Consider the following 25,940-nt stretch of genomic DNA (forward strand, 5'->3'; position numbering starts at 1 on the left):
GTCAGCTCGCCACGTTGGCTTCGGCAAAACGCGCAAGTATGCGCAGATCGTCGCCGAGCCGGTCGATGCGATGAAATTTCAGATGCGGCCGCGCATCCAGCGTGTCGGGCGGCGCGAAGTCGAACATGCCGGGCGCGCTGCCGAGCAGGCTCGGCGCGAGATAGATCAGCAGTTCGTCGACGCAGCCTTCGCGCAGCAGCGAGCCGTTCAGCTTGTGGCCCGCTTCGACATGCAATTCGTTGATGCCGCGATCGGCGAGCGCCGTGAGCATCGCGGGCAGATCGACCTTGCCGTACTCGTTCGACAGCTCGATCAGATCCGCGCCTTTCTCGCGCAACGCGTCGATGCGCGCCGGATCGGCGTCGGCGGAATGGAAAATCCAGGGCGGCGCGCCGTCGAGGATGCGCGCGTGCATCGGCACATCCAGCCGGCTGTCGATCAGCACGCGTTGCGGCTGGCGCGGCGTGTCGACCGCGCGCACGGTCAGTTGCGGATCGTCCTCGCGCACCGTGCCGATTCCCGTGAGAATCGCGCAGGCGCGGGCGCGCCACGCGTGGCCGTCGGCGCGCGCGTCTTCGCCCGTGATCCACTGACTCTCGCCCGTCGGCAAACCGGTACGGCCGTCCAGCGTGGCCGCGACCTTCATTCGCACCCACGGACGGCGGCGCGTCATACGCGACACGAAGCCGATGTTCATCTCGTGCGCCTCGTTCGCGAGCAGTCCGCAACGCACGTCGATGCCGGCGTCGCGCAGCATCGTCAAGCCGCGGCCGGACACCGACGGGTTCGGATCTTCCATCGCGGCGATTACTTTCTCGACGCGCGCATCGATGAGCGCATGCGCGCACGGCGGCGTGCGGCCGAAGTGACTGCACGGTTCCAGCGACACATACGCGGTCGCGCCGCGCGGATCCTTGCCGCGCGAACGGGCGTCCTTCAGCGCCTGCACTTCGGCGTGATCCTGGCCGGCCGGCTGCGTGTAGCCCATGCCGATCACTTCGCCGTTCTTGACGAGCACGCAGCCGACGCGCGGATTCGGCGTCGTCGTGTACATGCCCTTCGAGGCGAGCGCGAGCGCGCGCTCCATGTGCGTGAAGTCGGTTTGCGAGAACATCGGCGCGGCCCGGAAACGTCAGGCGGCGAGCGACGCGAATGCGCCGCGCGCCGCGTCGATCGTCGCGTCGATGATCGCGTTGTCGTGCGCGCTCGACACGAAGCCCGCTTCGAACGCGGACGGCGCGAAGTACACGCCGGCATCGAGCATCGCGTGAAAGAACGCATTGAAGCGCCTCGTGTCGCCTTGCTGGATCTGCGCGAAGCTGCCCGGCACGCTGTCCATGAAATACAGGCCGAACATGCCGCCGATCGAATCGGCGGAGAACGGCACCTTCGCGTCGCGGGCGGCGCCGGTGAGGCCGTCGACGAGCTTGCGCGTCTGCTTGGCGAGATCGTCGTAGAAACCGGGACGCTGGATCAGTTGCAGCGTCTTCAGGCCCGCGGCCACCGCGATCGGATTGCCCGACAGCGTGCCCGCCTGATAGACGCCGCCGAGCGGCGCGAGATGAGCCATGATGTCGCGGCGTCCACCGAACGCGGCCGCCGGCATGCCGCCGCCGATGACCTTGCCGAGACAGGTGAGATCGGGCTTGATGCCGTAGACCTGCTGCGCGCCGCCGAGCGCCACGCGAAAGCCGCACATGACTTCGTCGAAGATCAGCACGGAGCCGTATTCGTTGCAGCGTTCGCGCAGCGCGTTGAGAAACTCGGGCGTCGCGCGCACGAGATTCATGTTGCCCGCGACCGGCTCGACGATCACCGACGCGATTTCCGGCCCGAATGCCTTGAACGCCTCGTTCAATTGCTCGACGTTGTTGTACTCGAGCACGGTCGTGTGCTTCGCGATGTCGGCGGGCACGCCGGCGGAAGTGGGATTCCCGAACGTGAGCAGACCGGAGCCGGCTTTGACGAGCAGGCTGTCCGCGTGCCCGTGATAGCAACCTTCGAACTTGACGATGCGGCTGCGGTTCGTGAAGCCGCGCGCGAGGCGCAATGCGCTCATCGTCGCTTCGGTGCCGGATGACACCATCCGCACCTGTTCGATCGACGGCACGAGCTTGCAGATTTCCTCGGCGATTTCGATTTCGGCTTCGGTCGGCGCGCCGAACGAGAAGCCGTTCGCGAGCACGCGTTGTACTGCGCCGAGCACTTCCGGATGGACATGGCCGAGAATCATCGGGCCCCACGAGCCGATGTAGTCGATATAGCGCTTGCCATCCGCATCCCAGAAATACGCGCCTTCTGCGCGCTCGATGAAGCGCGGCGTGCCGCCGACCGAGCGGAACGCCCGCACCGGCGAGTTCACGCCGCCGGGAATGGTTCGCTGCGCGCGTTCGAAGAGAGCTTGATTCTTGGACATGGATGGAAGCCTGCACTGAAAAGTGGATGCGGGAGTCGCGAGGACACGCGCCCGGCTGCCGCTGCAACGTCTGCACGGCGCGCGAAACGCGCCGTCCGGCGCGAAAAACGATGCTGAAATTGTACCGGAGTCGTTGCAATGCAACCGTGTCCGGCTAGGGTCGCATCGAGCGCCGTCCGGTGCGTGCGGCCCACAGTTTTTCCAGCGCGCCCTCGGCGATCGGCTTGATGAGCGTGCCGGACATCTGCGCGTCCCACGTCTGCACGGAGAACGGATGCGCGCGCAATTCGTCGCGCGTGACGACGACCTGCTCGCGCGCATCGACGAGCCAGTCATAAACGAAGTCGATGCGCAGCCGATAGCCGCGCTTGGCTCCGGCATCCGGCACTTCGTACGGCGCGCGCGTCACCCAGCCCGACGCGAACACGCCCCTGGGTTCCTGCGACACGCGATGCACGAAGACCCGGTCGCCCGGCAAGAGTCCGCGCGCGGTGCCGCAGCCCCATACGTCGGCAACGGCATCGCCTGCGGCGACGCGCCGCGCGAACTCGGGCAAGTCGGGCCACGGCCATTTCTTTGGGCTCCAGATCAGCAGAAAGGCGGTCATGGGTTCGGTCGGACGAGAAGAGAGCGATGAGCTTAACGCAGCGTCGCGACCGGGGCCGGATCGCGGCAAGGGCTCGCGTACAATGTTTGCTCCTTGCGCGGTAAGGATGCCGCGCGGCCTCAACGCTTCCCCGTCTCCCGAACTCCATGTCCGACACCACCCGGCGCCGGCCCGATGGCCGTTTGATCCTTCTGCTCGGCGCGCTCGCCGCGTGCGGCCCGCTGTCGATCGACATGTATCTGCCGAGCCTGCCGTCGCTCGCCGCCGCGTTCGGCACGAGCCCGGCCGCCGCGCAAAGCACGCTGACGAGCTTCATGTTCGGCTTCTCGTTCGGCATGCTGCTCTACGGTCCGATGTCCGACGCCTATGGCCGCCGCCCCGTCCTGCTCGGCGGCATCGCGCTGTACGCGCTCGCGAGCATCGGCTGCGCGGCGGCGTTTTCCATCGACGCGCTCGTCTTCGTGCGCTTCCTGCAGGCGCTCGGCGCGGGCGCGGCGTCGGTGCTCGCGCGCGCGATCGCCCGCGACGCCCACGCGCCGACCGACGCGGCACGCGTCCTGTCGATGCTGTCCATCGTCACGTCGATCGGACCGTTGCTCGCGCCGCTGATCGGCGGGCAATTGCTGCTGCTGGGCAGCTGGCGCGTCGTGTTCGTCGCGCTGACGCTCTTCGGCGTGACATGCGCGGTGACGGCGTATCTGCGCGTGCCGGAGACATGGCCTAAGGAAAGGCGCGCGAGCGCGGCGGTCGGCAAATCGTTCGCCGCTTACGGGCATCTGCTGACCGATCCCGTCACCTGGGGCCACATGATGTGCGGCGGCATGGCTTTCGCGTCGATGTTCGCGTACATCACCGCCACGCCGTTCGTCTATATCGATTACTTCCACGTCAGGCCGCAGTATTACGGGCTGCTGTTCGGCCTGAACATCGTCGGCATCATCGCGGGGAATGTGCTCAACACGAAGTTCGTCGGCCGCGTCGGCGCGATGAAGATGATTTCGGCTGCATCGTTCGTGAGCGTCGCGGCGGCGCTCGCGGTCGCGTTCGTCGCGCTGACGGGCTTGGGCGGCCTGTGGTCGATCGTCGTGACGCTGTTCTTCGTGGTCGGCGTGGTCGGACTGCTGTCGGCCAATTGCACGACCGAGCTGATGCATCGGTATCCGCACAACGCGGGCGCGGCCGCCGCGGTTTTCGGCGCGATGCAGCTCGCGCTCGGCGCGCTCGCGAGTCTCGCCGTCGGCTTGTTTCACGATGTTTCGCCGCATGGCATGGGCATCGTGATAGGCGTGTGCGGCGTGCTGACATTCGCCGGGCGCACGCTGGTGCTGCGCTCGCACGCGGCGCCCGTGAAGGTCTGAACGGCGCGCAGAAACAAAAAAGCCTCGCTATGTGGCGAGGCTCAACATTTGATGCTCGTTTTTGCGGTCTCGAATCAGATGTGCCTGGGTCAAAGGTGCTTCCTGGGTCGATCGCAGTTGTTTGTCGATTCGGTAACTTACTGGGTCAAAGTTGTTTACCGGCTCGCTTCGGTCGCAGGGGCAATAGGCATGTTCTCCAGATGAGCGATCAGTGGTGCCTGGGTCAAAGGTGCTTCCTGATCGGGTTCGTGTCGATTCGGTTATTCCTCGTTGCCGTTTCAGCCTTGTCGACGAAGCTGGACTGCATCAAGGAATGAGACGAGTGTAGGCCGTCGTCGAACGACGACATATCGAAGGAATTCGAATCGGTGGGCAAGGCCGCGCGACGGCCGAAACGCGCTGTTGCGCGCCGTGAAACCGATGTTCGCCTAAACCGCGCGCGCGAGCGTCGGCATGGGCGGCGCGAGAGGAGTGCCGCGCGCCGCGAGCGCGGACAGCGTGGCCTCGTTGACATCGGAGATCACGCAGAGCGCGACGATCTCATGCAGGTTCGACGTGACGAAGGCGCGTTCGCCGGCGGCGGCGAACGCATCGGGGTCGAGCGTGAAGCGTGTCGGCGGGATCGGTATCGGCATGACTCGGGAAGCGCATTCGAAGGGTCCAGATCCTGCAGAATGCGTTCGCGCTTCTCGATAGGCATCGACTGAAACGTCCCCGCGTGCTGCTATTCGAGGGGGCCGATCGTCGCCGCGAGAAACGTGAAGGCCGCGGCTTCCGCCTGCGCGACCGCTCCGGGTTCGACGCCCGCGCCGTGCCCGCCGTCGCCGGTCTCCTGATACCAGACGTCGGCGTGGCCTTGCGCCTGCATCTTCGCGGCCATCTTGCGCGCGTGGCCGGGATGCACGCGGTCGTCGCTCGTCGATGACGTGAACAGCGCCGGCGGATACGTCACGTCGGCCTTCACGTTCTGATACGGCGAATACGCCATCAGATGATGAAGATCGCCGGCGTCGTCGGGATCGCCGTATTCGTCGATCCACGATGCGCCTTGCAACAGCAAGTGAAAGCGCGCCATATCGAGCAGCGGCACTTCGGACAGCACGGCGCCGAAAAGCTCGGGCCGTTGGACCATGCACGCGCCGGTGAGCAGGCCGCCGTTGCTGCCGCCCCGAATGGCGAGCTTCTTCGGCGTCGTGACGCCGCTATCGACGAGCGCTTGCGCCACCGCGGTGAAATCATCGAACGAAATTTGACGGTTCTCGCGCAATGCCGCCTGATGCCACGCCGGGCCGAACTCGCCGCCGCCACGGATATTCGCGACCGCGTACAGCCCGCCGCGTTCGAGCCACGCGATGCCCGTGGTTGCGTCGTAGCCGGGGTCGAGCGCGACTTCGAAGCCGCCGTAGCCGTAGAGCAGGCAAGGGCGCGGTTCGGCGGTGGTCTCGATGTCTCTTCCGATCAGCCAGTACGGAATGCGTTCGCCGTCCGGCGCGATCGCGTGGCGGCGCACGGCGGCGAGACCGGTTGCGTCGAATTGCGCGGGAAGGCGCGCGAGCAGTCGCCAGGGCGCGTCGCTGGCGAGATCGGCGTGATAGAGCGACGGCGGCAACAGAAAATGCTCGACGTGGATGAGCACGGTGTCGTCGCGTTCGCTGTCGATCGAATCGACCCATGACTGGCTCGCTTCCGGCAGCGCGAATTCGCGCGCCTGCCATGCGTCATCGGGATTCGCGTCCGGGCGCAGCAGCGTGACGCGCGGCGTGCCGTCATCCATCTGCGAAACGATGAGGAACTGCTTCGTGAAGTCGATGCCCGCGAGGACGAGGCGTTCCGACGGCGTGAAAAGCGCCGTGAACCGGCGCGAGCCGGCGAGAAACGCGTCGCGGCGGATGACGGTCAGCGTGCCGGGCGCGTAGCGGCGCCCGCCCGCGTTCCAGAACTTGCGCGGCGTGACGAAGAGCCAGCCGTTCCAGTGCTCGATTTCCGCGTGCGACGGCAGATCGTACTGGCGCCATTCGTTGGCGGTTTCGTCGAGCCAGTAGTTGAGCGTGTCGTAGAACGTGACCGCGCGCGACGCGAGATGCAGCTTCTCGATCGGATCGTAGTCCACGCCCGCCGACACGTCGCGCCGATTGCCTTCGAACACGACGGGCGCATCCGCGAGCGGCGTGCCGCGCTTCCAGCGACGCGCCTGCCGTGGAAATCCGGATGTCGTCAGCGCGGGGCTCGGGTTCGTCTTGCTGTCGTCCCAGCCGACGTACACGGTGTCGCGATCGATCCACGAGATGTCGTGCTTGCCGACATCGGGCAATGCGAAGCCATCCGCGACGAACGTTTTCGACGCGATCTCGAACTCGCGCACCATGCACGCGTCCGAGCCGCCCGGCGACAGGCTCACGAGCGCGCGATCGTAGTCGGGATAGAGCATGTCGAAGTCGGCGAGGGCCCAGCGTGTGTCGCCCACCGCGTCGGTGTTCAGGGCGAGCGCGTCGACGTCGAGGATCGTTTCCCATGCGGGCTTGCCTTCGAGCCACGCAGACCACGGCGTGCGGCGTACGATGCCGAGCGGATGCGCGTCGTCCTGCCATGTGTTGTAGCCCCAATCGCCATAGCGCGAACAGGCGACGATGCGGTCTTTCGACGTGTACGCCTTTTCGAGCCGGCCGGCGAGGGCGCGCGCGTCGGGCGTGTTGCCGAACGCGGCTTCGGTGCGGCGGTTCTGGGCGTCGATCCACGACTGCACGCGGGCGTCGTCGAGCGCTTCGAGGCCGATGAAGGGATCGGGGCCGTCGGAGGGCGGCCAGGCGAGTTCGGGATTCTGATCGAGGATGGTCATGCGGAATCGGAGCTTCGAAAGGCAAAACGCCGATTGTGCCTGTTATGGCGGCGCAATGAAAAAGCCGCGCATCAGCGCGGCTTTCAACTTCAACGACCAGGCAGACTCAAGCCAGCCGCTCTTCCGTCTGCGGATCGAACAGCACGGCCTTCGACACATCGAACAGCAGGGTCATGTTCGTCATCGGCTGCGGATTGCTCGCAGGGTGCACGCGCGACACGACGCGCTTGCCGTTCACCTGCGCGAACACGAGCGTGTCCGGGCCGGTCGGCTCGATCACGTCGACGCGCACGTCGACCGGCTGCAGGCTCGCATCCGACACATCGTGCGCGCTGCGCGAATCGGTGATGCGCTCCGGACGCAGGCCCAGAATCACATCCTGCCCGACCTTGCTGCGCAAACGACCCGCATCGAACGGCAGATTCAGCACCTTCTGCGTGACGCCCGTATCGAGTTGCAAACCGACGCCCGAACCCGACTCGACGAGCTTGCCCGTGATGAAGTTCATCGGCGGCGCGCCGATAAAGCCCGCGACGAACAGATTCGACGGCGAATCGTAAATCTCCTGCGGCGCGCCGAACTGCTGCACGATGCCGTCCTTCATCACCGCGATGCGATCGCCGAGCGTCATCGCTTCGATCTGATCGTGCGTCACGTAGACGATCGTCGTGCCGAGGCGCTGATGCAAGAGCTTGATCTCCGAACGCATTTCGATGCGCAGCTTCGCGTCGAGGTTCGAAAGCGGCTCGTCGAACAGGAACATCACCGGATCGCGTGCGAGCGCGCGGCCCATCGCGACGCGCTGACGCTGCCCGCCCGACAGTTGCCCCGGCTTGCGATCGAGCAGATGACCGATCTGCAGCGTCTCCGACACGCGATCGACGATCTTCTTCTGCTCGTCCTTCGGCACCTTGCGAATATTGAGACCGAACGAGATGTTGTCGCGCACGCTCATCGAAGGGTAGAGCGCGTAGGACTGGAACACCATCGCGATATCGCGGTCCTTCGGCGAGAGGTCGTTGACCGTCTTGCCGTCGATCATGATGTCGCCACGGGTCACGGTCTCCAGACCCGCGATCATGTTCAGCAGGGTCGACTTGCCGCAGCCCGAGCCGCCGACGAGGATCAGGAACTGACCGTCCTCGATATCGATATTGACGCCCTTGAGAACCGGCACCCCGTTCGGGTAGGTCTTGTACACGTCACGGATGGAAAGGCTTGCCATGTGAATCCTCTATCTCTCGATACTGCTCGTTTAACCCTTCACCGCGCCGGCCGTCAGCCCGCGCACGAAATAACGTCCCGCGATCATGTAGACGAGGATCGTCGGCAATGCGGCGATGATCGCGCCGGCCATGTCGACGTTGTATTCCTTCACGCCCGTCGATGTGTTCACGAGGTTGTTCAGCGCCACCGTGATCGGCATGGAATCCACGCCCGAAAACACGATACCGAACAGGAAATCGTTCCAGATCTGCGTGAATTGCCAGATCAGGCACACCATGAAGATCGGCAGCGACACCGGCAGCAGAATCTTCGTGAAAATGGTGAAGAAACCCGCGCCGTCGATGCGCGCCGCCTTCACGAGCTCGGCCGGAATGCTCACGTAGAAGTTGCGGAAGAACATCGTCGTGAACGCGATACCGTAGATCACATGCACGAGCACGAGGCCGGTCGTCGTGTTCGAAAGGCCGAGAAAGCCCTGCAGACGCGCCATCGGAAGAAGGATCGCCTGGAAGGGGATGAAGCAGCCGACGAGCAGCATCGTGAAGATGGCGTCCGCGCCGCGGAAGCGCCAGTGCGTGAGCACGTAGCCGTTGAACGCGCCGATGAACGACGAGATCAGCACGGCGGGGATCACCATGCGAACCGAGTTCATGAAGAACGGCTCCATGCCGTCGCAGCGCACGCCGGTACACGCTTCCTGCCACGCTTTGACCCACGGCGCGAACGTGAAGTGCGTCGGCGGCGTGAGCAGATTGCCCGTGCGAAGCTGGTCGAGATCCTTGAACGACGTCGACAGCATCACGTAGATCGGGAACAGGAAGTAGAGCGCGAAAAGTATGAGCACCGCGTAGATGACGGCGCGGCTCAGGGTCATCTTAGGCTGCATTGCGGGTGCTCCTCGATTCGAGATACATGAGCGGCACGAGCACGGCGACGACGGTGGCGAGCATCATCATCGACGATGCGGCGCCCACGCCCAGTTGCCCGCGATTGAACGAGAACGTGTACATGAAGATTGCCGGCAGCGACGACGACGTGCCCGGACCGCCCGCCGTCAACGCGACGACGAGGTCGAAGGTCTTGATCGTGATGTGGCAGAGGATCAGCAGCACGGAGAAGAACACCGGGCGCATGCTCGGAATCACGATCTTGCGGTAGATGGTCGGCAGCGTCGCGCCATCGACTTGCGCGGCCTTGAAAATTTCGCCGTCGACGCCGCGCAGACCGGCGAGGAAGAGCGCCATCACGAAGCCCGTCGATTGCCACACCGCGGCGATCACGACGCAGAAAATCGCCTTGTCCGGGTCGCCGAGCCAGTTGAACGAGAAACTCGTCCAGCCCCAGTCATGAAACACTTTCTCCAGACCGAGGCCGGGATTCAGAATCCACTGCCACGCGGTGCCGGTCACGATGAACGAAAGCGCCATCGGATAGAGGAAGACCGCGCGCAATGCACCTTCGTTGCGGATCTTCTGGTCGAGAAGGATCGCAAGGAAAAGGCCGAGGAACACGCAAATCCCGATGAACGGAATGCCGAACCAGCCGAGGTTGGCGGCGGAAGTCCACCAGACATCGTTGGCGAAAAGCTGTTTGTAGCGGTCGAAGCCCGCGAAATCGTAGCGCGGCATGAGCCGCGATTCGGAAAGCGACAGATACCCGGTAATGGCGATGAAGCCGTACACGAAAACGAGCGCGATCACGACGCTGGGAGCGAGCACCAGCTTCGGAATCATGCGATCGGCGAGCGCCGCCGTCGGTGACGCGCGACGGGGCGGGTTTTGCGGTTTCTTGTCCGCGGCGATGGAGGCAGTCACGACTCGACTCCTGGAAGATGCGCCGGCGCTTTTCGTGCGTTTAGGTGCACTGACTGGCGCTTCTGTGGCGAATGCCTGCTGGCGCTGAAATGTTGCGACGTTACAGATGCAGTCCTGCTCTGTCTTGCCCCGCCCGGCGCATGCCTTTCGCACACGCGCCGGGCGGATGCGGCCTTACTTCGTCTTGGCGGCGTTCGCGAGTGCGGCAACCGCGCTCTTCGAATCCTGCGACGAATTCATGAACTTCGTCACGACGTCGGTCATCGCGCCGGCGACGGCATCGCCCTGAGCCATGCCGTGCGCGAGCGACGGAACATAGCCGCCCGATTTGATCGCCGTCTGTTCATCAGCGTAGGACTTCTTCGCGCAGTCGTCGAACTTATCCATCGGGACGCCGAGACGCACCGGGATCGACCCCTTGTTCAGACTGAACTGCTCCTGGAATTCCGGCGTCATGATGGTCTTCGCGAGCGCGAGCTGGCCCGGCGTCGCAGCCTTCTGGCCCTTCTGCTGGAAGAACACGAACGAGTCGACGTTGAACGTGTAGGCCTTCTCCGTGCCCGGCACCGGCGCGCACACGTAGTCCGTGCCCGCCTTCTTGCCGGCGCCGGCGAATTCGCCCTTCGCCCAGTCGCCCATGAACTGCATGCCGGCCTTGCCGTTGATGACCATCGCGGTCGCGAGGTTCCAGTCGCGGCCCGTGCGGCCGCTATCGAAGTAGCCCTGGATCTTGCGGACCGTATCGAACACCTGAACCATCTTGTCCGAGGTCAAGGTCTTCTGATCGAGATCGACGATCGCCTTCTTGTAGAAGTCCGCGCCCTGCGACAGCACGACGTCTTCCCACAGCGTCAGGTCCTGCCACGGCTGGCCGCCCATCGCGATCGGCATGATGCCCGCGGCCTTCATCTTGTCGGCGACCTGGAAGAACTCGTTCCAGTTGGTCGGGACCTTGCCGCCCGCCTTGTCGAGCGCGGCCTTGTTGATGTACAGCCAGTTCACGCGATGCACCGAGAAGGGCGCGGCGACGTAGTGGCCGTCGGCGTGGATGATCTTGTCGATTTCCGGCGGCAGGTTCTTTTTCCAGTCGCCCGCGACGGAATCGATCGGCACGAGGACGCCTTGCTCGGCCCATTCCTGGATCAGCGGACCCTTGATCTGCGCCGCCGACGGCGCGTTGCCCGAGATGACCTGCGTCTTCAGCGCGGTCATCGCGGCCGCGCCCGCACCGCCCGCGACAGCGAAGTCCTTCCAGGTGTAACCCTGCTTCGTCATGTCGTCCTTGAGCACGCCGACAGCCTTGGATTCGCCGCCGGACGTCCACCAGTGCAACACGGAAACGGCCTCGGCAGCCTGAACCGCCGACGCCGTCGCGCCGCACAGAAGACCTGCGGCGCACAGCGCGCCCATGAGCTTACGGACTTTCATTGTTTATCTCCTCCAGACACCTGACAAGAAACGATTGGCTCCCGATGCAGCCAGAAGCATGGCTAAGAAGCGGTGGTCGAAAAAACGGCAAAACTGGATGGCCGGGAATCGGCGGTGTCGGCGGGGATGCGGCAGGCGCGAGTCACGACGGACGCGACGTGCCGGGCCGGCAGACCGATAGTCGGCCGCACGGCGCTCAAGAGATGAGTGGGTTGAATCGCAACGGCTGTCTCCTCTTTTGATTTTTACCCGTTCGTTCGAGCGTTGCCCCGAAAGACGCACTCGACGGCGAGGCGCGAGGCCTGAACGATCGTGAGCCGCAAGGGGCGCTTTCCGTGGAAAGCGGCGCGCCGCGCGCTCCGTTAACATGCGCTCAGAACGATCATCTGTAAAAAAGCTCGTCACCAGACTTGTCTGATTGACTTTGGCAATTTTCTGTAGATGACATTTCCTCTTGATTTGGATTGTAGTTAAACTACAATTCAGTGTCAAAAAAAATTTTATCGGACTACGCTGTCATCCGTAGTCACCCGGGCGACTCGCCCCGATTCGACTCACATCCGCTCTCGAACCCACGTAGAGACTCATGCAAAGCGACTCGAACTTCACCTTCGTACTCTTCGGCGGCACCGGCGACCTCTCCATGCGCAAGATTCTTCCCGCGCTCTTCGAGGCGCATCGCGCGGGCATGCTCAATCCGGCGGGCAGAATCGTCTCGGTCGCGCGCGAGGCCAAGCAGCAAGAGGAATACCGCGCGTGGGTCGAGGATCACGTGAAGCCGCATGTAGCGAAGAACGGCATCGATGAAGCCGCGTGGCAGAGCTTCATCGAGCGCTTCGAGTACGTCGGGCTGGACCTGGGACGTCCGGAGGACTTCGTCGTCTTGCGCGACGCGCTCGCCCGGTTCGACGGCACGCGCGTCTTCTATCTGGCGACGGGGCCGTCGCTGTTCGTGCCGATCTGCCGGGCGCTCGCCGATGTCGGCCTGAACCAGAACGCGCGCATCGTGCTCGAAAAGCCGCTCGGCTACGACCTGAAGTCGTCGAACGCGATCAACGACGCCGTCGGCGAAATCTTCCAGGAAGAGCAGATCTATCGGATCGATCACTATCTCGGCAAGGAGCCGGTGCAGAACCTGCTCGCGCTGCGCTTCGGCAACGCGCTTTTCGAGCCGCTGTGGCGGCGGGAATGGGTCGAGAGCATCCAGATCACGATCGCCGAGGAACTGGGCGTGGAAGCGCGCGGCGACTTCTACGACAATACGGGCGCGCTGCGCGACATGGTGCAGAACCACTTGCTCCAGTTGCTTTCCATCGTGACGATGGAGCCGCCGCACTCGATGGACTCCGACTCCGTGCGCGACGAGAAACTGCGCGTGCTGCGCGCGCTCAAGCCCGTCGACGAGCGCGACATCAGCCGCGTCGCGGTGCGCGGGCAATATCATGCGGGTGTGATCCGCGGTACGGCGGTGCCCGCGTACGTGACCGAGCCGGGCGTGCGCCCCGACAGCACGACGGAAACTTTCGTCGCGCTGAAGGTGGAGATCGAGAATTGGCGTTGGGCGGGCGTGCCGTTTTTCCTGCGCACCGGCAAGCGGCTCGCGGATCGCGTCGCGGAGATCGTCGTGAATTTCCGCGCGGTGCCGCATTCGGCGCTCGGCGCGAACGCATTGCGCGCGGGCGCGAACCGTCTCGTGATCCGGTTGCAGCCGAACGAGTCGATTCGTCTCTACTGCCTGGCGAAGCAGCCGGGCGAGGGCATGAACCTCGCGAGCGTACATCTGGATCTCGCGTTCGATCAGTTCTTCAAGGAAGGACAGATGGAGGCGTATCAGCGGCTTCTGCTCGATGTGATTCACGGCCGCCTCGCGCTTTTCGTGCGGCGCGACGAGCAGGAAGCGGCGTGGCGCTGGGTCGAGCCGATCCTGAACGCGTGGGCATCGGCGACCAGCAAGCCGAAGCCGTATGCGGCGGGCACGTGGGGACCGGCGGCATCGAGCGCGATGCTCGCGCAGGCGGGCACATGCTGGCTGGAAGAAGAGAATTGAGGGAGTGACGCCGACGCAGCCCGCAAGAGGCGCGCGGCGCGCACGAAGATTCAGGACACCGCTTCGCCCGTCATTGCGACGGCGCGAACAGAAAGCGGATCGATAAACCAGAACAAGCAGGAGGAGCAGTGATCGAGCTTCATACTTTCGACGATCCGCGCGCCCATTCGAACGCGCTGGCGAAAGCCGTGAGCGACGCGCTGAAAGCGTCCCTCGCGGCAAGAGGCGCGGCATCGGCCGATGCCGCCGGACAAACCGCTCACGCCACGCTGGCGGTCTCGGGCGGCACGAGTCCGAAACCGTTCTTGCAGTCGCTCTCGCGCGAGCCGCTCGACTGGGCGCACATCGACGTGACGCTCGTCGACGACCGCTGGGTGCCCGAAACCGATTCCGCGAGCAACGCGCAGCTCGTGCGCGACACGCTGCTGCAGAACGCGGCGGCGTCGGCGTATTTCCTGCCGCTCGTCGATACGGCCAAGCCGCTCGAGGCGCACATCGCCGAACTGAACGCCGATCCGCGCCGCCGTCTGCCGGACGTGGCCGTGCTCGGCATGGGCGAGGACGGCCACACGGCCTCGATTTTCGCCGACGCGCCCGAATGGGATTTCGCGATCTCCACGCCGGACCGGTTCATCGCCGTGCATCCGGGCGCGGCGCCGCATGCGCGCGTGAGCCTGTCGATGTCGGCGCTCAAGCAGATCGGGCAGTTGTATCTGTTCATCGCCGGGCAGAAGAAACTCGACGTCCTGAACGCGGCGCTCGCCGCGCCGCAAAAAAACGCCATCTCGACGCTGGCCCACGCTGAAGGAGTGAAGCTCGATGTCTACTGGTGTGCATAAGACAGCGGCTCAGCACGCCGACGGACCGCGGCTTCTGGCCGACATCGGCGGCACGAACGCGCGCTTCGCGCTGGAGACCGCAACCGGCGAGATCGGGCAGATCCGCGTGTATCCGGGGGCCGATTACCCCGGCATCGCGGAGGTGATGCAGCAGTATCTGAAGGACACGAAGGTCGGCCGCGTCAATCATGCGGCGATCGCGATCGCGAATCCGGTCGACGGCGATCACGTGAAGATGACCAATCACGACTGGAGCTTCTCGATCGAGGCGACGCGCCGCGCGCTCGGCTTCGACACGCTGCTCGTCGTGAACGACTTCACCGCGCTCGCGATGGCGCTGCCCGGCCTGACCGACGCCCAGCGCGAACAGGTCGGCGGCGGCTCGCGGCGGCAGAACAGCGTGATCGGTCTGCTCGGCCCCGGCACGGGTTTGGGCGTCTCCGGGCTGATTCCGGCGGACGATCGCTGGATCGCGCTCGGCAGCGAAGGCGGCCACGCGACGTTTTCGCCGTTCGACGAGAACGAAGACCTCGTCACCCGCTATGCGCGCCGCAAGTTTCCGCACGTCTCGTTCGAGCGCGTGTGCGCGGGGCAGGGGCTGGAGCTGATCTACCGGGCGTTCGCGGAGCGCGACAACGTCACGGTCGCCGACACCTTCACCGCCGCCGATGTCACGACGCGCGCGCTGCAAGGCGAGCCGCTCGCGCTCGAAACGGTGAACTGTTTCTGCGCGATCCTCGGCACGTTCGCGGGCAATATCGCGGTGACGCTGGGCGCGCTGGGCGGCATTTACATCGGCGGCGGCATCGTGCTGAAGCTCGGCGAGCTGTTCCACAAGTCGCCGTTTCGCGAGCGCTTCGAGTCGAAAGGGCGCTTCCAGCAGTATCTGTCGGGCATTCCGACGTACATCATCACGGCGGAATATCCGGCGTTTCTCGGCGTGTCGGCGATTTTGTCGGAACAGTTGTCGAATCGCGCGAACAGCGGTTCGTCGGCCGTGTTCGAACGCATCCGCCAGATGCGTGACGCGCTGACGCCCGCCGAGCGGCGCGTCGCCGATCTCGCGCTGAATCATCCGCGCTCGATCATCAACGATCCGATCATCGACATCGCGCGCAAGGCCGACGTCAGCCAGCCGACGGTGATCCGCTTTTGCCGCTCGCTCGGCTGCCAGGGCTTGTCCGACTTCAAGCTGAAGCTCGCGACCGGCTTGACCGGCACCATTCCGGTGAGCCACAGCCAGGTGCATCTCGGCGATACCGCCACGGACTTCGGCGCGAAGGTGCTCGACAACACCGTGTCGGCGATCCTGCAGTTGCGCGAGCATCTGAACTTCGAGAACGTCGAGCGCGCGATCGATATCCTCAACGGCGCGCGGCGCATCGAGTTCTACGGGCTCGGGAATTCGAATATCGTCGCGCAGGACGCGCACTACAAGTTCTTCCGCTTCGGCATTCCGACGATCGCGTACGGCGACCTGTACATGCAGGCGGCGTCCGCGGCGCTGCTCGGCAAGGGCGATGTGATCGTGGCGGTGTCGAAGTCGGGGCGCGCGCCGGAACTGCTGCGCGTGCTCGAAGTGGCGATGCAGCAAGGCGCGACGGTCATCGCTATTACGTCGAGCAACACGCCGCTCGCCAAGCGCGCGACGGTCGCGCTGGAGACGGATCACATCGAGATCCGCGAGTCGCAGCTTTCGATGATCTCGCGCATTCTGCACCTCGTCATCATCGACATTCTCGCGGTCGGCGTCGCGATTCGCCGTGCCGCGCCGAAGCCCGGCGCGAAGATCAGCGAGACGGTCGCGAAGGCGCGTCAGTCGAGCGACGATGACGCCGCCGCCGTGCTCGACTGGCTGAGCCACGGCGCATCGGGAATGGCGCGCGACTGAAGCGCTTTCGAAGCGCGATGAACGAAGGGCCGCCGATGCGAATCGGCGGCCCTTTGTCTTGCGGATCGAACCGGCGCGTCAGAACGAGTGCTGGATGCCCGCGTACACGCCCGACTGGCTGTGTCCGACGAGCGGGTTGTCCGTCGCCGCCGACGTGCCGTAGTTGTTGGCGTTCAGGCCGTAGTTCGCGGTGCTGCTGTTGCGCACCGTGGCGATCTGAATGTCGAACAGCGTGCGCTTCGAGATGTTGTACGAACCGCCGACCGAATAGATGGTCGCGTTGCCCGCGCCGTTGTTGCCGTTCACGTGATACACCGCGCCGATCAGCGCCGCTGCCGGCGTGGCTTGCCACGTCACGCCGCCCCATTCGTGATCGAGCGTGCTCGGCTGGCCGGGCAGCAGGTTCGTCATGCCGGACGTGCGGATCGCCTGATAGCCGCCCTGCAGCTTGAACTGGCCGAGGAACACGTTGAACATCGCCGTGTATTCGCGCGAGTAGGCGTAGGCACCGTTGCCCGTGCTGTAGTCACCGCCGAGCGTGCCGTTCGCCGGGTTGCGGATCTCGTCGTAGATGCCGCGCACCTGAAACAGCGGCGATGTGTAGGTGATCTGCGCACCGGCCTGACGGCCCTGCGGCGTGGTGCCGTTGCCGTTCCAGTTGGTCGCGTTGGACAGCGCGTACTGGCCGTAGAAATCGAAGCCCGCGAACTTCGGCGACTGATACGAAATGTTGTTGCTCGACTGCGGCCAGTTGCGGCCACGCACCAGCGATGCCGACGACCAGTTCGACTGACCGAACGGATCGAAGTCCCATATGCCGTTCGAGATGAAGAGCTCACGGCCGAGCAGAACCGTACCGAACTGATCGTTGGCGATACCGACCGTCGCCCAGCGATTGAAGAGGTTGCCTTGCGCCTGGCCGTTCATCGCGTTGAAGCCGTTTTCCAGCCGGAAAACGGCGCGGTTGCCGCCGCCCAGGTCTTCGGCGCCCTTGATGCCCCAGAGGCTCGTGCCCCAATCGCCGCTTTCGGCGCGAAAACGATGCGTGCTGCCGCCGGCGCCGTCGGGCACGCCGCTCATGTATTCGAGTCCCGCGTCGATGCGGCCGTACAGCGTCACGCTGCTCTGTGCATGTGCCGCTGCGCTGAACGCCATGAGTGCTGCCGACGCGAGCAATACCTTCTTCATCATCCCCTCCAAAACGCTGTCAAAGAAAACATGTGCATGACGAAGCATCGCGATCACGCCGCGATCCGCGTCATTTCTCGAATTCGGAGGGATTGTGAAGTAGAACTAGTTTGTCGGATGCCCGGTTTTGTAGTTTTAGTTGCCGAGTTGACAAATGTCGTGCGCGGGCAGGATACCGTCGGCATCGACGTTCGTTATGCCCAACTGCAAACGCCCGAAAGTCTCGCGATCCAATAAAAAACGGTGCGATACCCTTTCGGGCACCGCACCGATACGCGCCTCTCGCAGCAGCGTGAAAACCTTCTAAAAGACTTTTCTGTCAGACCCGTTGCTTAGAACGAGTGCTGGATACCTGCGTACACGCCCGTCTGGCTGTGGCCAGGGAACGGGTTGTCCGTCGAAGCAGCCGAGCCATAGTTGTTGGCGTTCAGACCGTAGTTCGCGGCCTTGCTGTTCTGCACCGTCGCAACCTGCAGGTCGAGCAGCGTGCGCTTGGACAGGTTGTACGAGCCGCCGACCGTGTAGATGGTCGCGTTACCCGCGCCGTTGTTGCCGTTGACGTGGTACACCGCCGCGATCAGCGCTGCTGCCGGCGTGGCTTGCCACGTCACGCCGCCCCATTCGTGATCGAGCGTGGTCGGCTGGCCGGGCAACTGGCCCGTCATGCCCGAGCTGCGGATTGCCTGATAAGCGCCCTGTACCTTGAACTGACCGAGGAACAGGTTGAACATCGCCGTGTACTCGCGCGAGTACGCATAGACGCCGTTGCCGCCCGAGCCGCCGTCGATCGGGTTGTACGCGCCGCCGAGCGTACCGTTTGCCGGGTTGCGGATTTCGTCGTACATACCGCGAATCTGGAAGAGGGGCGTCGTGTACGTGATGTACGCGCCCGCTTCGCGGCCTTGCGGCGTCGTGCCGTTACCGTTCCAGTTCGTCGCGTTCGAGAGCGAGTACTGACCGTAGAAGTCGAAGCCCGCGAACTTCGGCGACTGGTACGAAATGTTGTTGCTCGACTGCGGCCAGTTGCGGCCACGCACCAGCGATGCGGACGACCAGTTCGACTGACCGAACGGATCGAAGTCCCATACGCCGTTGGCGATGAAGAGTTCACGACCCAGCAACAGCGTACCGAACTGATTGTTCGCGATACCGACCGTCGCCCAGCGATTGAAGAGGCCGCCGCCGCCCGGGCCTTGACCCGTCATGGTGTTGAAGCTGCCTTCCAACTGGAACACGGCGCGATAGCCGCCGCCCAGATCTTCGACGCCCTTCAAACCCCACAAGCTCGTGCCCCAATCGCCGCTTTCCGCCTTGAAGCGGTGCGAAGAGCCGGTGGCGGGCGCGCCGGCCGGACCGGTCGGCACACCGTTCATGTATTCGAGCCCCGCGTCCAGGCGGCCATACAGCGTCACGCTGCTCTGAGCGTGCGCCCCCGCGCTGAACGCCAGCAGTGCTGCCGACGCGAGCAAAGCTTTCTTCATCATCTCCTCCAACCCTGTCAAGAAATAGAACCCAAGTGCTGCTGTGTGGTTCGATGCGAGCGCACCCAACCGAAAATGTTTTCAGAGGAAGGACACGCGCGGGCTGTAGTGCTAGTGACGATTCGCACGTCGTGGGCGCGAATCTGACCCCGATCCGTCGATCGGTGCCGTTCCTCAGTTTCTTTTGGACTTTTGAAGTAAAACTACTTTTTGTGTACTTCGTTTTGGTACTTTCGTTACCAATTTAACAAATTACGTTATGGTCGCCAAAGAAAAATGACGATCGCCGACCGTTTGTGTCAAAAATGCAATGCCCATGTGCTAGGCAGTCGACCCACAGGATGGGAAATACGCCGCAAAGCCTTATTCCATCAGGGCTTCAGCGGCATGTAAGTTTCGGGGTCAGGTTTGTCGCCTATTGACGCGCGCTCGCCGCGGCGCTAGGTCGAGTCAGGGCGCGAAAGAGGTCTAAAGCCTTGCGGGCGGGCGTAAAAAAAGCGCCTCACGGACGCTTTTTTTGGAGTGGAAGGCTGCTTCCGGCAGCGATCGCTTACTTCAGGCTGCCCGACAGAAACTGCTTCAGGCGCTCGCTCTTCGTGTTGCCGAACACGGCATCCGGATGGCCTTCTTCCTCGATGCGCCCCTGATGCAGAAACACCACATGGTTCGACACGTTGCGCGCGAACGCCATCTCGTGCGTGACGACGATCATCGTGCGGCCTTCCTCGGCGAGCGTCTGCATCACCTTCAGCACTTCGCCGACGAGCTCCGGATCGAGCGCGGAGGTCGGCTCGTCGAAGAGCATGACATCGGGATGCATCGCGAGCGCCCGCGCGATGGCCACGCGCTGCTGCTGTCCGCCCGACAGATGCGACGGGTACTGCTTCTCCACGCGCGGCGCGAGCCCGACTTTCTCCAGATAGGTACGCGCGCGCTCCTCCGCTTCTTTCCGCGAAAGTCCGAGCACGTTGACGGGCGCCTCGATCACGTTCTCCAGCACGTTCATGTGCGACCAGAGATTGAAGTGCTGGAAGACCATCGACAGTTTCGAGCGAACCTGCCGCAATTGCTGCGCGTCCGCCGCCTTCAGCGCGCCGGTCTTGTCCTTCATCGTGCGGACTTCTTTCCCGTCGACGAAGATGCGCCCCTGATTCGGCTGTTCGAGAAAGTTGATACAGCGCAGCATCGTGCTCTTGCCCGAGCCCGACGACCCGATGATGCTGATGACGTCGCCGGCCTTCGCCTTCAGCGACACGCCCTTGAGAACTTCGTTGCTGCCGTACTGCTTGTGAATGTCATCGACGAAAAGCTTGTGCTGCTGGGAAATCATGAACGGTCCTTGAGCGGCGGTGAACTTATTTGCCTTGCGGCCGCAAATAAGCGAGCCAGCGATGCTCGGCGCGGCGGAACAGCCACACGAGCGCGAACGAAATGCAGAGGTAGAGCAGGGCGGCGAGGCCGAACGCCTCGAACGACTGATACGTCGCCGAGTTGACATCGCGCGCGATCTTGAGGATGTCCGGCACGGTCGCCGTGAACGCGACGGTGGTCGCGTGCAGCATCAGAATGACTTCGTTGCTGTAGTAAGGCAGCGCGCGCCGCAACGCCGACGGAAGAATCACGCGCCGATACAGCGTGAAGCTCGACATGCCATACGCGCGCGCGGCTTCGATTTCGCCGTAGGGCGTCGCCTTGATCGCGCCGGCGAAAATCTCGGTGGTGTAGGCGCACGTATTCAGCGTGAACGCGAGCAGCGTGCAGTTCATCCCGCTTCTGAAGAACTCGGAAAGCAGCATGTGATCGCGCACGACCTGGAGGCTATACAGGCCCGTGTAGCAGAGCAGCAATTGCACATAGAGCGGCGTGCCGCGAAACACGTAGGTATAGAGCCACACCGAACGCGAGAGCAGCTTGTTCTTCGACACCCGCGCGACCGCGAGCGGCACCGAAAGACAAAAGCCGAGGCCGATGGAGATGACGAGCAGCCACATCGTGATCGCGAGACCGGTGATGCGGTAGCCGTCGGTGAAGAGGTAATTCTTCCAGTATTCCTGGATGATTTCGATCATGATCCCTGCCGCCCTTAATGGACCGATTAGAGGTCGGCCTTGCGCACGCCGATGGAATAGCGCCGCTCCAGCCAGATCAGCACGAGATTCGAGATCGTGGTGATCGCGAGATAGATCGCGCCCGCGAGCAGCGTGAAGAAGAAGAAACGCAGCGTGCCCTTGCCCGCGTCCTGCGAGGCCTTGACGACGTCCGCGAGACCGATAATCGACACGAGCGCCGTCGCCTTGACCATTACCTGCCAGTTGTTGCCGATGCCCGGCAGCGCGAAACGCATCATCTGCGGAAACATGATGCGCGCGAAGGTCTGCCACGGCGTCATGCCGTAGGCCGCGCCCGCTTCGAGCTGGCCGCGCGGCACGGAAAGAAACGCGCCGCGGAAGGTTTCGGTGAAATACGCGCCGTAGATGAAGCCGAGCACCAGAATGCCGGCGAGGAACGGATCGATGTCGATCTGATCCCAGCCCATCGCGTCGGTGAAGAGATTCAGCCAGATCTGGATGCTGTAGAAGAGCAGCAGCATCAGCACGAGATCGGGCACGCCGCGGATGAGCGTCGTGTAGACGGTGCCGACGCCCGACGCGACGCGGTTCTTCGACAGCTTCGCCGCCGCGCCGATCAGGCCGATCACGAAGGCGAACACGAGCGACAGCACCGCCAGCTTGACGGTCTGCCAGGTGCCCGCGAGGATCAGCGGACCGTAGCCTTGCAACATGGTGATTCCTTGGTAAGGTGCCTGACGTGCATGGAGTGTGACGAGCGCGGCGGTCGGTATTCTAGATGGCCAAAATTGCGAGCAGCCGCTGCTGCTAACCCTGCCAACGTTTCCGATGCGTTTTTCCGGCGCATCGCGGCGCGTTCCCGGCGTCTCGCGGGCGTTCCCAACCCGTCGCCGCCCGGAAAAGCGCGGTATTTTACCCGAAGCCGGCCAGGGCGCGAGTTCGAAGCAGGATGTGTCCGATTACATGCATCAGCGGAACGATGTAGTGCCGTGGCGCGCGTTGTTTCGGAAGGGCGTCGCCCTTACATTCTCTCCATCGCAAAACAACGCCTTGGGCGGGAGCAAATACCATGATCGAGATTCGCCGCAGCAACGAACGGGGTCACGCCAACCACGGCTGGCTCGACTCGTATCACAGCTTCTCCTTCGCCGATTACTACGATCCCGAGCACATGCACTTCGGCGCGCTGCGCGTGATCAACGAGGACCGCGTCGCGGGCGGACAGGGCTTCGGCGCGCATGGCCATCGCGATATGGAAATCGTGAGCTACGTGCTCGAGGGCGCGCTCGCGCATCGCGACAGCATGGGCAACGGCTCGACGATCCGTCCCGGCGATGTCCAGCGCATGAGCGCCGGCACCGGCGTGCGCCACAGCGAATTCAACGGTTCGCCGACGGACACCGCGCACTTCCTGCAAATCTGGATCATTCCGGATGCGCCGGGCGGCGCGCCCGGGTATGAGGAAAAGCGCTTCGCCGACGATGAAAAGCGCGGCCGCCTGCGGGTGATCGCATCGCCGGAAGGCACCGACGGTTCGGTGAAGATCGGCGCGAACGCGCGCATCTTCGCGGGACTTTTCGACGGCGACGAGCGCGCGGACTTCGACGTGCCGGCGGGCCGCCGCGTGTATGTGCATGTGGCGCGCGGCGCGGTGACGGTCAACGGCGAAGCGCTCGGCGCGGGCGACGCCGTGAAGCTCGAAGACGTGTCGAAGGTGACGATCGAGAAGGGCGATAACGCGGAAGTGCTGCTGTTCGACCTCGCCTGATCGTTCCACTGATGTAAAGAAGGCCGCGGAGCGCATGCTCCGCGGCCTTCTTTCATGCGCCGAGACGGCTTACGGCTTGGCCGTGGCGGATGCGCCCGCCGCCGCGCCCGGTGCGCCGTCCGGGCCGCCGCGGTGCTTGCCCCAGCGCTCGTGCATCTTCTGCTCGTGCTCGCGCATCTTCGCGAAGTGCTTCTTCAGCGCCGTGCTGACCGTCGTCTTCTGCTGGTCGTTCAGCGCGTTATAGAAGTTCAACCACGCGGTCGCGGTCTGCTCGCGCAACTGCTCGTTCTGCTGCTCGATCTTCTGATGCGCGGCGTGCATCGCGTTCAGGTCGAGGATCGGCTGGTTTTCCATCGACTTCATCTGATCGTGCATCTGCCTGAAGCTTTCGCGCATCGCCTGACGATTCTGCTTCATCGTCGTGAGCGCGGTCTGCCACAGCTTTTCCTGATCCGCGTTCAGCTTCAACTGGCCGTGCAGTTCGTCCAGCTGCTTCTGCATCCGCATTTCCATGCGGTGGGCGCCGTGACCGCCGGGGCCGCCCATCATGGCCGGACCGCCCGGAGGCGGCGGGGGCGGCGCGTCGTTCGTCGCGGCGTAGGCCGTGCCGAACGTCAGCGCGATTGCGGCAGCGGCGGCGGTGAGGATGCGATATTGCTTGGCCATCTTGGTACTCCCTTGATTGTTTTCGAAGCCGAAGCCGCGAAACCTGCATCGACGTACGGGTTGATGCGTGGAGGTCTCGCGCTTGTCGGTGAGACACAGCGTAGGGGGTCGCGGTGCACGGCGTGTTACGGCATGGTTTAGGCTTGTTACGCAGGTTTACGCCTCGCTTTCGTCGTAACACCCCGTAACCCTTATGGCAGGCCTGTCATCAATCGAGGTCTGACGCACGCGCTAAACTCCATTCCATGACTACGCAAATACTTGTCGTCGACGACGACGCCGAACTGCGCGACCTTTTGCGCGACTATCTGGTCCGGCAGGGCATCGAGGTATCGGTGCTGCATGACGCCGGCGGTCTCGAACGCCGCATCGAACGCGAGCGGCCCGATCTCATCGTGCTCGACCTGATGATGCCGGGCGTCGACGGGCTGACCGCGCTCAAAGCATTGCGCGCATCCGGCGACGACATCCCCGTCATCATGCTGACCGCACGCGCGGACGACGTTGACCGCATCGTCGGCCTCGAACTCGGCGCGGACGATTACCTCGGCAAGCCGTTCAATCCGCGCGAACTGCTCGCGCGGGTGCAGGCCGTGCTGCGCCGCCGCCGCACGATTCCGTCCGCCGCGCCGGAGCAGCGCGAACCGTATTCGTTCGGCCGCTTCAGGCTCGACTTCCAGTCGCGCACGCTGCAACAGGACGACAGGCCGCTCACGCTGTCGGGCAGCGAATTCGCGCTTCTGAAAATTTTCGTGAACAACCCGATGCGCACGCTCACGCGCGAGCGCCTGCTCGAACTGCTCCACGGTCCGGAGTACGACGGCACCGATCGCGGCATCGACGTGCAGGTGTGGCGCCTGCGCCGCATCCTGGAAACCGATCCGTCGGCGCCGCGCTTCATCCAGACGGTGCGCGGACGCGGTTACGTGTTCGTGCCGGACGGCGAGCAAAATGCGCCGGGCAATTGACACGCTGTTCGGCCGGCTGGTCGTCATCGTCATCGGCATGTTGGTGTTGTCGCATGTCGCGTGGTTCGCGATCATCCGCTTCGAGCGCGATAACGTGCAGACGCGCTTCGCCGTCGAGGAGGCCGTGTTCCTGGTCGAGGCGGTGCGCCAGCACATCGCCAATACGCCGGATCAACCGCTGCCGCCGCGCGTGCGCCTCGTGGCGCTCGATAGCCCGGACGTGCCGAAGCAGCCCGACGAGGGCACGCCGCCGCCGCTGCAGCGCTTTGTCGAGGATCTGAAAGACCGTCTGCCCGACGGCACCGACGTGCGTCTCAACGAGCCCGGCGGCCCGCCGAGCGTCTGGGTGCACGGCGCGAAGGACGCAGGCTGGGTCGTCGTGCCGGTGCAGCCGCTGCGTCCGCCGCGCTCGCGCGACCGCATGCTCGTCTGGCTCGCGCTGATCTTTTCGACCGCCGTGCTCGCCGCGCTTTTCGGCGCGTGGCAGCTGCAGTCGCCACTGCGCGCGCTCGCGCAGGCGGTCGGGCGCTTCGGACGCGGCCAGCCGACGCCGCCCGTGCCGGAGCGCGGTCCGCGCGAATTGCGGCAGCTCACGCACGGCTTCAATCAGATGGTCCGCGAGGTCTCGCAGACGGAGAACGATCGCGCCGTCATGCTTGCAGGCGTCGCGCACGATCTGAAGACGCCGCTCGCGCGCCTGCGTCTGCGCGCCGAAATGATGGACGACGACAAAATGCGCGACGGCGTCGTGCGCGATGTCGATTCGATGGCGCATATCGTCGACCAGTTCCTCGTGTTCGCGCACGACCGCCCGGACGGCAGCGAGCCGGTTCCCGTCGACGAGCAGTGCGAGCGGATCGCGCGGGCCTATCGCGCGGTGTCGCCGGACGCGCAGCCGATCCGCCTGAAGCTCGAAGCGGGGCCCGCTTTCGCGCTGCCGGCGGCGTCGCTGGACCGGTTGTTGTCGAATCTGCTGGATAACGCCCATGCATACGGCGCGCCGCCGGTCGTCATCGAGACGCGGCGGGAAGCCAAGGGCTGGGTATTGTCGGTGTCCGATCACGGCAAGGGCATCGCGCCGGACGATCTCATCAAGGCGAGCCGGCCTTTCGTGCGGCTCGATCCGGCGCGCGGCGGCAGCGGCCACAGCGGGCTCGGACTCGCGATCGTGGAGCGGCTCGCGCGACGTGCGGGCGGCGAGTGCGAGATCGGCAATCGTGCCGACGGCGGATTGCAGGTCACGATGACCTTTCCGTTCGACAGCGCCACGCGGCCGGTGCAGGAGCGCCGCGCCGGGTCGCAGCACGAAGAGCGCGCGCTGTAACGGCGCGCTCGGT

General features: G+C 64.3%; 23 protein-coding genes. 8 read left to right on the forward strand and 15 right to left on the reverse strand.

Features of this window, described 5'->3' with window-relative positions; translation table 11 throughout:
• Position 1 precedes the first annotated feature (1 nt).
• The 3 genes from ribD to NCS67_RS03395 all read right to left on the reverse strand — a co-directional run bounded on the left by ribD (position 2) and on the right by NCS67_RS03395 (position 3,023).
• Complete coding sequence (gene ribD / locus NCS67_RS03385) at positions 2-1,114, reverse strand: bifunctional diaminohydroxyphosphoribosylaminopyrimidine deaminase/5-amino-6-(5-phosphoribosylamino)uracil reductase RibD (protein WP_034471322.1); 1,113 nt, start codon at positions 1,112-1,114, stop codon at positions 2-4.
• An 18-nt stretch (positions 1,115-1,132) separates the two neighbouring features.
• Positions 1,133-2,416: a glutamate-1-semialdehyde 2,1-aminomutase gene (gene hemL, locus NCS67_RS03390; protein ID WP_250434224.1), complete on the reverse strand. Its 1,284-nt coding sequence runs from the start codon at positions 2,414-2,416 to the stop codon at positions 1,133-1,135.
• Positions 2,417-2,570: 154 nt separating this feature from the next.
• Positions 2,571-3,023 (reverse strand): hypothetical protein, encoded by a 453-nt coding sequence (locus NCS67_RS03395; protein WP_034471320.1) that lies wholly within the window; start codon positions 3,021-3,023, stop codon positions 2,571-2,573.
• Between the two features lie 146 nt (positions 3,024-3,169).
• Here NCS67_RS03395 and NCS67_RS03400 point away from each other — a divergent pair, with 146 nt between their 5' ends.
• A complete protein-coding gene (locus NCS67_RS03400; RefSeq protein WP_008350845.1) occupies positions 3,170-4,381 on the forward strand; it encodes a Bcr/CflA family multidrug efflux MFS transporter in 1,212 nt (403 codons plus the stop codon).
• Positions 4,382-4,809: 428 nt separating this feature from the next.
• Here the strand turns inward: NCS67_RS03400 and NCS67_RS03405 are convergent, their stop codons facing one another.
• The 6 genes from NCS67_RS03405 to NCS67_RS03430 all read right to left on the reverse strand — a co-directional run bounded on the left by NCS67_RS03405 (position 4,810) and on the right by NCS67_RS03430 (position 11,686).
• Positions 4,810-5,016, reverse strand: coding sequence for a hypothetical protein (locus NCS67_RS03405; protein ID WP_175981805.1), 207 nt, complete (start codon positions 5,014-5,016; stop codon positions 4,810-4,812).
• An 89-nt stretch (positions 5,017-5,105) separates the two neighbouring features.
• Positions 5,106-7,217, reverse strand: coding sequence for a prolyl oligopeptidase family serine peptidase (locus NCS67_RS03410; protein ID WP_250434227.1), 2,112 nt, complete (start codon positions 7,215-7,217; stop codon positions 5,106-5,108).
• A gap of 106 nt (positions 7,218-7,323) precedes the next feature.
• The gene (locus tag NCS67_RS03415) at positions 7,324-8,442 is read right to left on the reverse strand and encodes an ABC transporter ATP-binding protein (protein WP_008350840.1); all 1,119 of its coding nucleotides are present in this window, start codon (positions 8,440-8,442) and stop codon (positions 7,324-7,326) included.
• A 30-nt stretch (positions 8,443-8,472) separates the two neighbouring features.
• Positions 8,473-9,330 (reverse strand): carbohydrate ABC transporter permease, encoded by an 858-nt coding sequence (locus NCS67_RS03420; RefSeq protein WP_008350838.1) that lies wholly within the window; start codon positions 9,328-9,330, stop codon positions 8,473-8,475.
• On the reverse strand, positions 9,320-10,177 hold the full coding sequence (locus tag NCS67_RS03425; protein WP_235366287.1) for a carbohydrate ABC transporter permease: 858 nt from the start codon (positions 10,175-10,177) through the stop codon (positions 9,320-9,322). The genes NCS67_RS03420 and NCS67_RS03425 overlap by 11 nt, the downstream gene beginning before the upstream one ends.
• A 255-nt stretch (positions 10,178-10,432) precedes the next feature.
• A complete protein-coding gene (locus NCS67_RS03430) occupies positions 10,433-11,686 on the reverse strand; it encodes an ABC transporter substrate-binding protein (protein ID WP_008350833.1) in 1,254 nt (417 codons plus the stop codon).
• A 586-nt stretch (positions 11,687-12,272) separates the two neighbouring features.
• On the opposite strand from NCS67_RS03430, the gene zwf reads away from it, so the two are divergent.
• The 3 genes from zwf (at position 12,273) to NCS67_RS03445 (ending at position 16,463) form a co-directional block, all read left to right on the forward strand.
• The gene (gene zwf, locus NCS67_RS03435; RefSeq protein WP_244807818.1) at positions 12,273-13,733 is read left to right on the forward strand and encodes a glucose-6-phosphate dehydrogenase; all 1,461 of its coding nucleotides are present in this window, start codon (positions 12,273-12,275) and stop codon (positions 13,731-13,733) included.
• Between the two features lie 128 nt (positions 13,734-13,861).
• Positions 13,862-14,572, forward strand: coding sequence for a 6-phosphogluconolactonase (gene pgl / locus NCS67_RS03440; protein ID WP_175981807.1), 711 nt, complete (start codon positions 13,862-13,864; stop codon positions 14,570-14,572).
• Positions 14,553-16,463 carry a bifunctional transcriptional regulator/glucokinase gene (locus tag NCS67_RS03445; protein ID WP_033536676.1) on the forward strand — a complete coding sequence of 637 codons (1,911 nt, stop codon included), beginning with the start codon at positions 14,553-14,555 and terminating at the stop codon, positions 16,461-16,463. The genes pgl and NCS67_RS03445 overlap by 20 nt, the downstream gene beginning before the upstream one ends.
• A gap of 78 nt (positions 16,464-16,541) precedes the next feature.
• Here NCS67_RS03445 and NCS67_RS03450 read toward each other — a convergent pair whose 3' ends face one another.
• A complete protein-coding gene (locus tag NCS67_RS03450) occupies positions 16,542-17,651 on the reverse strand; it encodes a porin (RefSeq protein ID WP_008350824.1) in 1,110 nt (369 codons plus the stop codon).
• Between the two features lie 36 nt (positions 17,652-17,687).
• On the opposite strand from NCS67_RS03450, the gene NCS67_RS03455 reads away from it, so the two are divergent.
• The gene (locus NCS67_RS03455; RefSeq protein WP_250434229.1) at positions 17,688-17,888 is read left to right on the forward strand and encodes a hypothetical protein; all 201 of its coding nucleotides are present in this window, start codon (positions 17,688-17,690) and stop codon (positions 17,886-17,888) included.
• Positions 17,889-17,983: 95 nt separating this feature from the next.
• On the opposite strand, the gene NCS67_RS03460 is transcribed toward NCS67_RS03455, so the two are convergent.
• From NCS67_RS03460 to NCS67_RS03475, 4 genes are all read right to left on the reverse strand, one after another.
• On the reverse strand, positions 17,984-19,132 hold the full coding sequence (locus tag NCS67_RS03460) for a porin (RefSeq protein WP_008350822.1): 1,149 nt from the start codon (positions 19,130-19,132) through the stop codon (positions 17,984-17,986).
• A gap of 550 nt (positions 19,133-19,682) precedes the next feature.
• Positions 19,683-20,462, reverse strand: a complete 780-nt coding sequence (locus tag NCS67_RS03465) for an ABC transporter ATP-binding protein (RefSeq protein ID WP_008350821.1) — start codon at positions 20,460-20,462, stop codon at positions 19,683-19,685.
• Between the two features lie 25 nt (positions 20,463-20,487).
• Positions 20,488-21,201 (reverse strand): ABC transporter permease, encoded by a 714-nt coding sequence (locus NCS67_RS03470; RefSeq protein ID WP_008350819.1) that lies wholly within the window; start codon positions 21,199-21,201, stop codon positions 20,488-20,490.
• Positions 21,202-21,227: 26 nt separating this feature from the next.
• Complete coding sequence (locus NCS67_RS03475) at positions 21,228-21,914, reverse strand: ABC transporter permease (protein WP_008350817.1); 687 nt, start codon at positions 21,912-21,914, stop codon at positions 21,228-21,230.
• A gap of 356 nt (positions 21,915-22,270) precedes the next feature.
• On the opposite strand from NCS67_RS03475, the gene NCS67_RS03480 reads away from it, so the two are divergent.
• Positions 22,271-22,969: a pirin family protein gene (locus tag NCS67_RS03480; protein ID WP_008350815.1), complete on the forward strand. Its 699-nt coding sequence runs from the start codon at positions 22,271-22,273 to the stop codon at positions 22,967-22,969.
• Positions 22,970-23,038: 69 nt separating this feature from the next.
• Here NCS67_RS03480 and NCS67_RS03485 read toward each other — a convergent pair whose 3' ends face one another.
• A complete protein-coding gene (locus NCS67_RS03485) occupies positions 23,039-23,635 on the reverse strand; it encodes a Spy/CpxP family protein refolding chaperone (protein WP_250434231.1) in 597 nt (198 codons plus the stop codon).
• 245 nt (positions 23,636-23,880) lie between these two features.
• Here NCS67_RS03485 and NCS67_RS03490 point away from each other — a divergent pair, with 245 nt between their 5' ends.
• Together NCS67_RS03490 and NCS67_RS03495 are read left to right on the forward strand one after the other, a co-directional pair.
• A complete protein-coding gene (locus NCS67_RS03490) occupies positions 23,881-24,603 on the forward strand; it encodes a response regulator (RefSeq protein ID WP_008350810.1) in 723 nt (240 codons plus the stop codon).
• Positions 24,587-25,927, forward strand: coding sequence for an ATP-binding protein (locus NCS67_RS03495; RefSeq protein ID WP_008350808.1), 1,341 nt, complete (start codon positions 24,587-24,589; stop codon positions 25,925-25,927). The genes NCS67_RS03490 and NCS67_RS03495 overlap by 17 nt, the downstream gene beginning before the upstream one ends.
• Positions 25,928-25,940: the final 13 nt, after the last annotated feature.

The organism is Caballeronia sp. ATUFL_F2_KS9A (genome assembly GCF_023630765.1).
GTDB lineage: Bacteria > Pseudomonadota > Gammaproteobacteria > Burkholderiales > Burkholderiaceae > Caballeronia > Caballeronia zhejiangensis.